Below are 12,250 nucleotides of genomic sequence, written 5' to 3' on the forward strand. Positions count from 1 at the left end.
CACGTATAGAAAAAGGATTTCACTCCATGCACAGAATTGAATTGCTTGGTGCTCCCATGGATGTTGCATCCCGGCAAGATACCGTGACACTGATTGGCGAGCGCATTCAATCACATACCTTTACCCAGCATGTGGTCGTCAACGTGGCGAAGCTGGTTCATATGCAGAATGACCCCACGCTGGCCGAGTCGGTCGGGTCGTGTGACATCATAAACATTGATGGTACCGGCGTAGTTTGGGGCGCCCGCTTTCTTGGTCACGATGTTCCAGAACGGGTAGCCGGTATCGACCTGTTTTACAGCCTGCTGGAAATGAGTAGTGAAAAAGGGTTCCCGGTATATTTTCTTGGCGCCCGAGCGCCGGTAGTATCAAAAGCGGTTTTGAGGCTAAAATCGCGCTTTCCCAAGCTCAATGTAGCCGGGTGGCATCATGGCTACTTTTGGGAAGATGAGCAGTCGGTGGTAGATGACATCCGTAGGTCCGGGGCGAGATTACTGTTCGTTGCCATCACATCCCCGCACAAGGAAAATTTCATCCACCGCTGGCGTGAGCAGCTTAACGTCGACTTCGTCATGGGCGTTGGTGGCACCTTTGATGTGGTGGCGGGCAAGGTGCAGCGCGCGCCCATATGGATGCAACGAGCCGGCTTGGAATGGTTGTTCCGGCTACTACAAGAACCGCGCCGCATGTGGCGCCGCTACTTGGTCACCAATAGCGTATTTGCCTGGCAGCTTCTGGTAGAAAAATTCCGCACGGGATTTAAACCGGGCTCCGCGCACCATGCACAACAATCAAATCAATCAAGGGAGTGACTCGCCTTTAGTGCACGGCAGCTCCCGCCTCCAGATTAACGCATGCCAGAAAGCTGGACGCATAATCTGGAACACTAGGAATACCGCTGGGGAGGTATCCGCGCGTGAATATCGATATAAATTGCGATCTCGGTGAAGGGAAAACGGCTGAAGACTGCGCGCGCGATGCACTACTAATGCCATATATCTCGCGCTGTAATATTGCCTGTGGTGGCCATGCGGGCAATCAGAAAACCATGGCTATCTCGCTTAAGAACGCGTCAGAGCACCAACTATCCATCGGCGCTCACCCGGGCTATCCCGACCCCGAAAACTTTGGCCGCAAAAGTTTGAACATCTCGGGGGAAGAACTCGCTGCATCGGTATCGGCACAAATCCAGGTGCTCGTGGATCTCGCCAGCCAGCAGGGAGTCGTTCTCGATCACGTAAAATTGCATGGGGCTCTCTACAACGACGCGGAAGCTAATCCCGTGCTGGCGACGCTGCTCACCGAACTGATCCATCGTAATTTTCCCGATCTGCGGATTCTTGGACTCGCGAACGGTGCGATGGAAGCCGCCGCCAAGGCGCTCGCGCACCCATTTATTCGCGAGGGTTTTATGGATCGCCGTTACCTCAACAAACAACGACTGTCCCCCAGATCAATGCCCGGCGCGGTCATTGAGGATTTTGACCACTGTATCCAACAGACCCTCGGGCTCATTCGCGGCGACGGCTTCCCTTCCATCGACGACACCGAGCTTACCTTTACCGCAGACAGCATCTGCTTGCATGGTGACAATCCCAACGCCGTGTATATCGCGGAAAAGCTCGTGGACGCCCTGCAGCGCGAACAAATCCGCGTTAGCGCATGACCGATAAAATGCATCTATCCGGCTTTGTTATCCAGAGCAATGGCGACACCGCCTGGGATATCTGTTTCGACGGCGAGGTGTCGGAGGGATTGAGCGCTCTGATTATTGGTATCGAGACCCATCTTGAGCAACAGATGGCGAGCGGCGAGTGGCCCGAGATTATCGAGCTAATTCCAGCCTACCGCTGCCTGACAGTCCGCTACGACCCGCTGCAATCCTCCCCTGAACTAAAGGAGCGACTGGAAAGACTGGTAGTTGAACTGATTGAGTTAAACGATCAAGCCCGCACTCCCAGTCAGCCGCCGGGTGCCACGACTGTTGAAATCCCGGTGTGCTACGAAGGCGATTACGCTCCAGATATGAATGCGTTGTGCGAACGCGTTGGCCTTACACGCGATGAGATCATTCGCCGACACAGCTCTCCCCGCTATCTAGTGCATATGCTCGGCTTCACGCCAGGGTTTCTCTATCTCGGAGGCCTCGACCCTCGACTTGCGTGCCCCCGTAAAGCCAAGCCCGCACTGAAGCTCGCAGCAGGCTCGGTCGGTATTGGAGGCAGCCAGACTGGTGTTTATCCACAGGAGACGCCTGGCGGCTGGCAAATAATCGGCCGCACACCAGTGCAGCTGTTCAACCCAGCGCGGGACTACCCATTTATAGCGCGCCCCCTAGATCGGATTCAGTTTGTTCCTATTTCGGCGGCAGAATTCAAAGCTCTCGCACTTTTGCAGGAGCAGGGACTGCCAGGGGAAAACCCATCATGTTGAATATCCTCTCGGGCGGGCTACAAACAAGCATTCAAGACGGCGGTCGTAGTGGCTGGATGCGATATGGCGTTGCGCCCGGTGGCGCTGCCGACCCTGTTGCCATGGCAATGGCCAATCAACTTGTGGGGAACACGCCAGCAGCAGCTTGCCTCGAAGTCACCTTGGTCGGCCCCAAAATTCAGTTCGAGGAAGAGTTGTGCCTTGCCGTGTGTGGCGCTCGGTTCGATTTGTCACTGAACAATATGCCGATTGGGAACGACACTGGCATCCAGGTTCATCCGGGAGACATTCTTGATTTTGGTGCTCTACGCAGTGGTGCCCGTGCCTATCTCGCAATATCTGCTGACATAAGAGTCCCCAGCGTATTCGATAGCCAGGCCACCCAGTTACAGGTTGGGCTTGGCGGCTTCCGCAACCGCGCATTACAGACAGGAGACCGTATCCCCCTGTGCAACCGGCGTGTGCCGGTCACACGGCAATTGCCGGTCGAGTTCCGACTGAACTACCGTGGTCGCCCCCAGCTGCGTGTAATCGAAGGCGCCGAAGCGACGTATTTCACTGCGCAGGACCGGGAGCGATTTGCCTCGACAACCTATGAGGTTTCGCCCCAGAGTAACCGGATGGGGATTCGCCTTGAGGCTACTCCTTTCGACACCTCGGAGTTACCGCAAATGACATCGTCTGGCCTTTGCCCAGGCACCATTCAGGTGCCACCGAGTGGTCAGCCCATAGTGTCGTTTGTAGAGGCGCAAACCATCGGGGGCTATCCGCGCATCGGCCATGTTATTGAAGCTGACCAGCACTTGCTTGGCCAACTCAAGCCACGCGACCGCATTAACTTCACTCCAGTAGCACTGGATATTGCGCACCAACTCCTCAGGGAAAAACACGCACTATTAGCGCAACTTCCTGCACGCCTCGATAAAGCAATTCACCCGACTTCGATGTAAGCACTCGCTTATGCACCCCCCTCTCCAACATTTGCATACCGGTTTAGCGCTTTAATCCTTAAGTGTTGCAATCTACCGGTAAGAAAACGTGCGCCCCCTCTCAACATAGCTCTCGTGGCGCCTGCTCCCCTTCCCTAGCCCCCAGGCAGCCTCTAAGGTGCATGCGCTTTTCACAAGAAATGACAACGCTGTCAACAAGTCATCACTTGCGCCACTGAAAGCCTGGCCGACCCGGTGATCGGTCCGAAATAACAATAAATGGAGACAATATGACTACTTTCGACACCTCTCGTTGGATCCCCTGTTGTGCGCTATTCCTTGCCGGAACGTTTTCCTGCGTAACACAGGTAAGCGCGGCATCCGCTCCCACATACGATTCAACACAAAGTTACGCCGGTGGCAGCGAGGTCTGCTATCAGTCTGACCTGTTTCGTGCCCAATGGTGGGCCGGACCCGGACAATCACCCGCGGCGGTATACACGGCGACAAACAGCTGGGACAGTCCCTGGCTGCTAGCGACCGAGGGAGGCTGCACAGACAGCAACCCGAACGCCACTCCGGTTGCTGTAGCTTCTGTATCACTTTCCGAGATAACTGGTGCGGGGAGCGTGGTCCTGGACGCTGCCGGCTCATACGACCCTGACGGCGACACCCTCAGCTTTGCGTGGAGCCAAATTTCGCCCGCCGCGCCACTCGCGAGCATCACAAGCCCGCAGAGCGCGACTACTGAAGTTCAACTTCCCGCCGTTGCCACTGACACCACCTACCGTTTCCGAGTGACCGTCAGTGATGGAAGTTTGACCGCAACGGATTCCATCAGCTTGCTCCAACGTGCTGATACAACCCAGGGCAACACCGCCCCAGTGGCGCGAGCCGAAGTGGATCAGTCTCAGGTGAGCTGCCCCGCAATGGTATTACTCGACGGAAGTAAATCTTCCGATAGAGACCTTGATAGCCTTTCCTTCCAGTGGCGCCAGACCGCAGGTGCGACAGCCCAAATCAGCTCGCCCAACGATCCAACCACTCAGGTAACTCTACCAAGTTCGGCCGGAAATTTTTCGTTTGAGCTAACGGTGAGTGATGGTGCACTACAACACAGTGATGCGACCACTATCTCCCAACAATGCGGGGGGAGTGGTTATCCAATTTCCCTGAGTGCTCTGCAACAGAAAGAAGCCGAACTGACTTCTAGCGACCTGTTCCGAGCGGTAAAGGAAAGCATCGCAACACGGTCTAACACAGCAGTTGAACAGGTGGCACCGGGGCTCAATTCAAACCCAGCTAACGTGCGCCGTGCGGAAGCAATCGTTAGCAATCAGGAGTGGGATTTTCTGTTCCCGGTCCGGGCACCGGAATACTCGTACTCCAATTTTCTCCGCGCAATCGCAAAATTCCCGGCCTTCTGCGGTGATTACACGGACGGGCGCGATGCGAACGCCATCTGCCAAAAATCTCTGGCGACCATGTTCGCGCATTTCACCCAGGAGACCGGTGGACACACAAGTCACTGGGTCGAACCCGAGTGGCGCCAGGGGTTGTACTTTCTGCGCGAGCAGGGCTGGACCGAGAGTGCCGCGAACGGCTATGGAATTTGCGATCCATCAACCTGGCAGGCACAACAGTGGCCGTGCGCGACCTTTGCCGACGGTAGCTACAAAAGCTACTTTGGTCGCGGCGCCAAGCAATTAAGTTATAACTACAACTACGGGCCATTTTCTGCAGCGATGTTTGGCGATGTAAATGTCCTGCTCGAATCACCCGAGTTAGTGGCTGACACCTGGCTTAATCTAGCCAGCGCCGTGTTCTTTTTCGTCTATCCGCAACCTCCAAAACCCAGCATGCTTCACGTCATCGACGGAACCTGGCAGCCGAATGGTCAAGATCTCACCAGCGGCCTGGTACCCGGCTTCGGTGTAACAACGATGATCATAAACGGCGGCATCGAATGTGGCGGTAGTACGGAACATGCGCAATCGCAAAATCGCATCGATTACTATCGAAACTTCGCAGAGTATCTGTCTGTACCGATTCACGCAGATGAAGTACTAGGCTGCGCCTCAATGGACAGGTTCGCAGTAGGCGGTGCAGGCGCAATGGAAATCTATTGGGAGCAGGATTGGAGCTGGGACCCCAGCTATCCGAATGGTGAGAGTTACGCGTGTAAACTCGTTGGTTACCAGACGCGCTTCTCGGCATTTATTGACGGCGACTATGTGCGTTGCGTCGACCATTTCTTTGACGTGAATATCGACTACAACAACTAGCGCGATCCTGTAACAGACGTGTGCAAGGCCGCACTGTTTATCAATGCGATGTACAGTGCGGTTGTACGGGGATGATTGCGACGTAAAACGTGGGCAGCAATCTGGAGGTTAAGAGTCAATCCAAGTTATAGAAGACTCATCGTCTCCATGCTTATTAGCACACGGATTGGACTTAGGTGGAACCACACCCATACGACTCTTCGGGTCGGTATGCTGCTGTTCCCAATGCGCCACCGCTTCCGCGCAAAGCATCTTCTGTTCTGCGGTAATCGCAACACCGTTTGGCCATTTGCCCAACTCAATTGCGCGCTTCAGGCTACCGACTATCTGAGGATTGAGTATCTTCAATAGTTCATCGAGCGATTGGAACATCTTCGAATCACCTTCGTATTCAACAAAACAGACACACCAAAAAAAAGCCGGTCAAAGACCGGCTTTCCTTTGCTCGGATACTATCGGCCTTTCGACCGACAGTTTACCGACGACTCAAGACACGTGGTCTTAAGCTTCTGCAGCTTCTGCAGTTTCGTCCGCAACCGGACGATCCACCAGCTCAACGTAGGCCATCGGCGCCTTGTCGCCTGCGCGGAAACCACATTTCAGGATGCGGATGTATCCACCAGGACGGGCTTCGTAACGAGGACCCAGCTCGTCGAACAGCTTGCGCACAGCATCCTTATCACGGATACGGGCGAAAGCCAGACGGCGGTTAGCAACACTGTCTTTCTTGGCCAGGGTGATCAGCGGCTCGGCAACGCGACGCAGTTCCTTGGCTTTAGGCAGTGTGGTTTTGATCAGCTCGTGCTCTACCAGAGAGGCGGTCATGTTCTTGAACATGGCCTTGCGGTGAGAGCTAGTACGACTGAATTTACGGCCACTATAACGATGACGCATAACTCAATTCCTCACGACTAGAATTGCTTTCTCAGCAAGTCGTTTGTGAGTGGTATTTGCTATGGGCACACACCACTCGGGTTTCTTACAGGGCCGGGCTCAACACCCGCACCACAAACGCTTTACAGGGGGCTCAGCTTGCTATCGCCTTTGAGGCTGGCCGGCGGCCAGTTCTCAAGACGCATACCCAGCGAGAGACCGCGAGAGGCCAGAACGTCTTTGATCTCGGTCAGAGACTTCTTACCCAGGTTCGGAGTCTTCAGCAGCTCTACTTCGGTACGCTGAATCAGGTCGCCGATGTAGTAGATGTTTTCTGCCTTCAGACAGTTAGCCGAACGAACGGTCAGTTCCAGGTCATCAACCGGGCGCAACAGCACCGGATCAACTTCCTCTTCCTTCGCTTCTGGCTGAGCATCCTTCTCACCTTCAAGGTCCACAAATACTGCGAGCTGCTGCTGCAGAATAGTGGCGGCGCGACGGATTGCTTCTTCCGGGTCCAGAGTACCGTTGGTCTCCAGATCCAGAACCAGCTTGTCCAGGTCAGTACGCTGTTCCACACGCGCGGATTCCACGCTGTAGGACACGCGACGAACCGGGCCAAAAGATGCGTCCAGTTGCAGACGGCCAATGGCGCGGGTCTCTTCTTCGTCTTCGCGGCGTGCGTCGGCGGGCTGGTAGCCACGACCGCGCGCAACGGTCAGACGAATGTTGAGTTCAACATCGCCAGTGATGTTAGCGATCACATGCTCAGGGTTCACGATTTCAATGTCGTGGTCCACCTGAATGTCGCCTGCGGTAACCGCACCTGGGCCTTTCTTGCTCAGGCTCAGTACTGCCTGGTCCTTGCCGTGCATCACCACCGCAATTTCCTTCAGGTTAAGCAGGATTTCGATTACATCTTCCTGCACACCTTCAATTGCGCTGTACTCGTGCTCAACACCGTCGATCTCAACTTCAGTGACGGCGCAGCCCGGCATGGACGACAGCAGGATGCGGCGCAGCGCGTTGCCGAGAGTGTGGCCGAAACCACGCTCCAGCGGTTCCAGAACCACTTTAGCGTGATTCTGGTTGTACTCGGTGACGTCAATACGACGAGGTGTCAAAAACTCGTTGACAGCAGTCTGCATAGCCATACCTGTATTACAGTTTTATTCCTTAAATGGAACAGAGCCTTACTTGGAGTAGAGTTCCACGATAAGGTTTTCATTGATCTCTGCCGGCAGATCTACGCGCTCCGGAACACGCTTGAAGGTACCTTCGAGCTTGCTCGCGTTCACGTCTATCCACTCAACGTCACCGCGCTGTGCAGCGAGGGAAACGGAGTTCTGGATACGCATCTGCTTCTTGGACTTCTCGCGAATGGAGATAACGTCGCCTTCTTTAACAGAGTAAGAAGGGATGTTTACGGTAGCGCCATTCACCAGGATCGCCTTGTGAGATACCAGCTGTCGTGCTTCAGCACGAGTAGAGCCGAAGCCCATGCGGTAAACCACGTTGTCCAGGCGTTTTTCCAGAAGTTGCAGCAGGTTCTCACCGGTTGCACCTTTCAGACGCGCCGCTTCCTTATAGTAGTTGCGGAACTGCTTTTCCAGCACACCGTAGATACGGCGTACTTTTTGTTTTTCACGCAGCTGAATACCGTAGTCGGACAGACGGCCGCGACCAGCGCCGTGAACACCCGGCTTGGTTTCAGCACGACATTTGGAGTCGTGCGGGCGAACGCCACTTTTCAGCTGAAGATCGGTACCTTCCCGACGGGAAAGCTTACATTTTGGTCCAATATAACGTGCCATTTCGTCAACCCCCTCTTACACGCGACGTTTCTTGGGCGGACGACAACCATTATGCGGGATTGGCGTCACGTCGGTGATGTTGGTGATCTTGTAGCCGCAGTTGTTCAGTGCGCGAACAGCAGATTCGCGACCGGGGCCAGGGCCCTTAACTTCGACATCAAGGTTTTTCAGGCCATACTCCTGAGCAGCAGTGCCTGCGCGCTCAGCAGCAACCTGGGCTGCGAATGGGGTGCTCTTACGAGAACCACGGAAACCGGAACCACCAGCGGTAGCCCAGCTCAGAGTATTGCCCTGACGGTCAGTGATCGTCACGATCGTGTTGTTGAACGATGCGTGGATGTGGGCAACACCGTCGACAACGGTCTTTTTGACCTTTTTGCGAGCAGTAGTTTTTGGCTTAGCCATACCTATATCCTAAATCCTGTACTTGTGAAGACTTACCGACGTAAGTAATTACTTACGGATCGGCTTGCGCGGACCTTTACGGGTACGAGCGTTAGTCTTGGTGCGCTGACCGCGAAGCGGCAGGCTGCGACGGTGACGCAGACCGCGGAAGCAACCCAGATCCATCAGACGTTTGATGTTCATGGATACTTCACGACGCAGATCACCTTCAACGGTCAGTTTTGCAACTTCACCGCGGATGGTTTCGATCTGGTCTTCGGACAGATCACGAAGTTTGGTGGATTCAGCGATACCTACCGCTGCCAGAATAGACTTGGCCGTAGTGCGTCCGACACCATAGATATGGGTCAGGGAGATCACGGCGTGCTTGTGGTCTGGTACGTTTACACCAGCAATACGTGCCATAGAGGCGTACTCCACGTATTGTGAACCGCACAACTTTGGTTGTGGCGCGATTCAATTCTTAATTCGGCGCTGACAGCGAATAAAAAGCCACCAACACCACCAAAAAGGCGCGCAAGAATAGCTTTTCATACACCAAATTGCAATAGCCCGCCTTCCCAGAGCCGAAACTCAGGGTGAAACGGACGACAGTCAACGCCCCCTTTTTAGACCGCAGAGACAGCTAATACTGCCTCCTTGGTCTGACCGCAGATCAAAACATCTGCGGTGCGCCTTTTACCACGGGGCTGTACTAAAAGGCAAATTCTTTCACGAACTATTGGTTTCCTAACCAAATCGGCGCAGTTGCACCGAAACTCGCCTTCCCTGGCGAGCCACTAATCGACAAAATGTGCCGATTAGCCCTGCCGCTGCTTGTGACGAGGCTCAGCGCTGCAGATAACCCGCAGAACGCCTTTGCGACGTACGATTTTGCAGTTACGGCAGATCTTTTTAACAGAAGCGCGTACTTTCATGACCTTACCTCAATTCAATCCTGCTGCCCGGGTCACCGATTAACGGCGACCGTAGCCTTGCAGATTTGCCTTTTTCATTAACCCATCATACTGGTGGGACAACAGGTGCGACTGCACTTGCGCCATGAAGTCCATCACAACGACCACAACGATCAGCAGTGATGTACCGCCCAGATAGAACGGAATGTTCAGCCCAACTACCAGGAACTGCGGCAGCAGGGATACCAATGCGATGTAGCAAGCACCCACCAGGGTCAAGCGAGTCAGAACACTGTCTATATAACGAGCGGTCTGTTCACCTGGGCGAATACCGGGTACATAGGCACCGGATTTCTTCAGGTTATCTGCCACTTCATTCGGGTTAAACATCAACGCCGTATAGAAGAAGCAGAAGAAGCCGATCAGCAGAGCGAACAGAATAATGTTCAGGGGCTGACCCGGGCCCAGCTGCAGTGCCATCCACTGCAGAATCTGTGCACCAATGCCTTCACCACCCTGGCCGAACCACTGCGCGAGTGTCGCAGGGAACAGCAGGATACTGCTGGCAAAGATCACCGGGATCACACCGGCCATGTTGACCTTCAGCGGTAAATGGCTGGACTGTGCCGCAGGCGCCTGCGAGTAACGACCTGCCTGACGACGTGCGTGGTTGATAGTAATACGGCGTTGACCGCGCTCCATCACCACTACGAAGTAGACTACCGCCAACGCAACGAAGCCGATGGCCAGCAGCATCAGGATGTGTAGTTCACCCTGACGCGCCTGCTCGAAAGCCTGACCGATGGCACTGGGGAGACCAGCGACGATGCCAGCAAAGATCAGCATCGAAATGCCGTTACCAACACCGCGCTCGGTGATCTGCTCACCCAGCCACATCATGAACACTGCTCCGGTTACCAGTGACACTACGGCCACAAAGTAAAAACCGAATGCGGGCTCTGCGGAATAAGCCAGGTTTTGTCCGGCGAGACCAAAGGTCATACCGATACCCTGGATCAGAGCCAGAAACACCGTCAGATAACGAGTGTACTGGTTGATTTTACGACGGCCTGCATCACCTTCCTTCTTTAACGCTTCCAAAGAAGGCGTTACTGCGGTCATCAACTGCATGATGATGGACGCAGAGATGTAAGGCATGATGCCGAGCGCGAGAATACTCATCCGCTCCAGTGCACCACCGGAAAACATGTTAAACAGACCCAGGATCGTTCCCTGATTCTGATTGAACAGATTCGCCAGTTTTTCCGGATCAATACCGGGCACCGGAATGTGGGTCCCTATGCGATAAACAAGAATCGCGAGAAACAGAAAACGAAGGCGAGCCCAAAGCTCGCCTAATCCCTTGCCGTTGCCCAGGGAGTTAACACCAGTTCCTGGTCGTGCCATTGGGGCCTCGATTTAGTCTTCTACTTTTCCGCCAGCAGCTTCGATGGCTGCTTTAGCACCCTTGGTGACACCCAGACCTTTAACGGTTACCGCTTTGGTCAGTTCACCAGAAAGGAACACTTTGGCGCGCTTAATGTGGTTGCCGATAATATCGGCATTCTTCAGCGCTGCCAAATCAATAATGTCACCCTCTACCTTCGCCAGCTCCGCCAGACGCACTTCCGCAACGAAGCGGCCAACGCGAGAGGTGAAACCGTACTTCGGCAGACGCTTCTGCAAAGGCATCTGACCGCCTTCGAAGCCCGGACGAACACTACCGCCGGAGCGGGATTTTTGACCTTTATGGCCGCGACCGCCGGTTTTACCCAGGCCGCTACCAATACCACGACCAACGCGCTTGGCGCTGCTCTTGTGACCCTCAGCGGGAGACAGTTCATTCAAACGCATGTTACGCCTCCTCTACTTTAATGAGGTAGTTCACTTTGTTGATCATGCCGCGCACAGAGGGAGTGTCTTCCACTTCCACAGTGTGACCAATGCGGCGCAGACCCAGACCAGCAACACACGCCTGATGATTCTTCAGACGACCGTTGATGCTTTTAACCTGGGTTACTTTGATGGTCTTCTTAGCCATGACTCATTCACTCAAAGCAAGTTCAGACCGGGCTGCAGCGGATCACTACAGCCCGAACCGAATCAGTTCAGGATTTCTTCCACAGACTTGCCGCGCTTGGCAGCAACGTCTTCTGGGCTACTCATTTTACCCAGCGCACTGAAGGTGGCGCGTACGACGTTTACCGGATTGGTAGAGCCGTAGCACTTGGCCAGTACGTTGTGGACGCCAGCCATTTCCAGTACGGAGCGCATGGCACCGCCGGCAATTACACCGGTACCCTGGGAAGCGGGCTGCATGTATACCTTGGAACCGCCGTGGCGACCGTTGGTAGCGTACTGGATGGTGTCACCATTCAGGTCTACTTGGATCATGTTGCGACGCGCAGCTTCCATAGCCTTTTGGATGGCTACCGGCACTTCGCGGGCTTTACCACGACCAAAGCCAACGCGGCCATTGCCATCGCCAACTACGGTCAGAGCGGTGAACGCGAAGATACGACCACCTTTAACGGTTTTGGCAACACGATTGACCTGAACCAGTTTCTCCTGGAGGCCTTCGTCGTTGCTCTTTTCGACTTTTTCTCTAGCCATAA

Annotated in this window: 16 protein-coding genes; 5 read left to right on the forward strand and 11 right to left on the reverse strand. The window is 54.5% G+C overall.

Annotation, left to right across the window (positions count from 1 at the left end; all coding sequences use genetic code 11):
- Positions 1 to 26: 26 nt before the first annotated feature.
- The 5 genes from Mag101_RS14625 (at position 27) to Mag101_RS14645 (ending at position 5,647) form a co-directional block, all read left to right on the forward strand.
- Positions 27 to 812: a WecB/TagA/CpsF family glycosyltransferase gene (locus Mag101_RS14625; protein ID WP_077406623.1), complete on the forward strand. Its 786-nt coding sequence runs from the start codon at positions 27 to 29 to the stop codon at positions 810 to 812.
- A gap of 104 nt (positions 813 to 916) precedes the next feature.
- Positions 917 to 1,666 carry a 5-oxoprolinase subunit PxpA gene (pxpA, locus tag Mag101_RS14630; protein WP_077406626.1) on the forward strand — a complete coding sequence of 250 codons (750 nt, stop codon included), beginning with the start codon at positions 917 to 919 and terminating at the stop codon, positions 1,664 to 1,666.
- A complete protein-coding gene (gene pxpB, locus Mag101_RS14635; protein WP_077406629.1) occupies positions 1,663 to 2,433 on the forward strand; it encodes a 5-oxoprolinase subunit PxpB in 771 nt (256 codons plus the stop codon). Before pxpA ends, pxpB begins: the two co-directional genes overlap by 4 nt.
- Positions 2,427 to 3,383, forward strand: coding sequence for a biotin-dependent carboxyltransferase family protein (locus tag Mag101_RS14640; RefSeq protein ID WP_077406632.1), 957 nt, complete (start codon positions 2,427 to 2,429; stop codon positions 3,381 to 3,383). The genes pxpB and Mag101_RS14640 overlap by 7 nt, the downstream gene beginning before the upstream one ends.
- A 269-nt stretch (positions 3,384 to 3,652) precedes the next feature.
- On the forward strand, positions 3,653 to 5,647 hold the full coding sequence (locus Mag101_RS14645; RefSeq protein WP_157520425.1) for a glycoside hydrolase family 19 protein: 1,995 nt from the start codon (positions 3,653 to 3,655) through the stop codon (positions 5,645 to 5,647).
- Positions 5,648 to 5,755: 108 nt separating this feature from the next.
- On the opposite strand, the gene Mag101_RS14650 is transcribed toward Mag101_RS14645, so the two are convergent.
- The 11 genes from Mag101_RS14650 to rpsE all read right to left on the reverse strand — a co-directional run bounded on the left by Mag101_RS14650 (position 5,756) and on the right by rpsE (position 12,248).
- On the reverse strand, positions 5,756 to 6,019 hold the full coding sequence (locus Mag101_RS14650; protein WP_077406635.1) for a YeaC family protein: 264 nt from the start codon (positions 6,017 to 6,019) through the stop codon (positions 5,756 to 5,758).
- Between the two features lie 129 nt (positions 6,020 to 6,148).
- Complete coding sequence (rplQ, locus tag Mag101_RS14655; protein ID WP_010133817.1) at positions 6,149 to 6,541, reverse strand: 50S ribosomal protein L17; 393 nt, start codon at positions 6,539 to 6,541, stop codon at positions 6,149 to 6,151.
- 122 nt (positions 6,542 to 6,663) lie between these two features.
- On the reverse strand, positions 6,664 to 7,668 hold the full coding sequence (locus Mag101_RS14660) for a DNA-directed RNA polymerase subunit alpha (RefSeq protein WP_010133820.1): 1,005 nt from the start codon (positions 7,666 to 7,668) through the stop codon (positions 6,664 to 6,666).
- A gap of 45 nt (positions 7,669 to 7,713) precedes the next feature.
- Complete coding sequence (gene rpsD / locus Mag101_RS14665) at positions 7,714 to 8,334, reverse strand: 30S ribosomal protein S4 (protein ID WP_077406639.1); 621 nt, start codon at positions 8,332 to 8,334, stop codon at positions 7,714 to 7,716.
- A 15-nt stretch (positions 8,335 to 8,349) separates the two neighbouring features.
- Entirely contained in the window at positions 8,350 to 8,739 is a 390-nt protein-coding gene (gene rpsK / locus Mag101_RS14670; RefSeq protein WP_010133822.1) for a 30S ribosomal protein S11, read from the reverse strand.
- 48 nt (positions 8,740 to 8,787) lie between these two features.
- Positions 8,788 to 9,144: a 30S ribosomal protein S13 gene (rpsM, locus tag Mag101_RS14675; protein ID WP_010133823.1), complete on the reverse strand. Its 357-nt coding sequence runs from the start codon at positions 9,142 to 9,144 to the stop codon at positions 8,788 to 8,790.
- Positions 9,145 to 9,539: 395 nt separating this feature from the next.
- Positions 9,540 to 9,656, reverse strand: coding sequence for a 50S ribosomal protein L36 (gene rpmJ, locus Mag101_RS14680; RefSeq protein WP_010133825.1), 117 nt, complete (start codon positions 9,654 to 9,656; stop codon positions 9,540 to 9,542).
- 39 nt (positions 9,657 to 9,695) lie between these two features.
- Positions 9,696 to 11,042, reverse strand: a complete 1,347-nt coding sequence (secY, locus tag Mag101_RS14685; RefSeq protein ID WP_077406642.1) for a preprotein translocase subunit SecY — start codon at positions 11,040 to 11,042, stop codon at positions 9,696 to 9,698.
- Between the two features lie 12 nt (positions 11,043 to 11,054).
- Positions 11,055 to 11,489 (reverse strand): 50S ribosomal protein L15, encoded by a 435-nt coding sequence (rplO, locus tag Mag101_RS14690; RefSeq protein ID WP_077406645.1) that lies wholly within the window; start codon positions 11,487 to 11,489, stop codon positions 11,055 to 11,057.
- 1 nt (position 11,490) lies between these two features.
- The gene (gene rpmD / locus Mag101_RS14695; RefSeq protein WP_077406649.1) at positions 11,491 to 11,676 is read right to left on the reverse strand and encodes a 50S ribosomal protein L30; all 186 of its coding nucleotides are present in this window, start codon (positions 11,674 to 11,676) and stop codon (positions 11,491 to 11,493) included.
- 62 nt (positions 11,677 to 11,738) lie between these two features.
- Positions 11,739 to 12,248 (reverse strand): 30S ribosomal protein S5, encoded by a 510-nt coding sequence (gene rpsE / locus Mag101_RS14700; protein ID WP_010133830.1) that lies wholly within the window; start codon positions 12,246 to 12,248, stop codon positions 11,739 to 11,741.
- Positions 12,249 to 12,250 lie beyond the last annotated feature (2 nt).

Source organism: Microbulbifer agarilyticus, from assembly GCF_001999945.1.
Lineage (GTDB): Bacteria > Pseudomonadota > Gammaproteobacteria > Pseudomonadales > Cellvibrionaceae > Microbulbifer > Microbulbifer agarilyticus_A.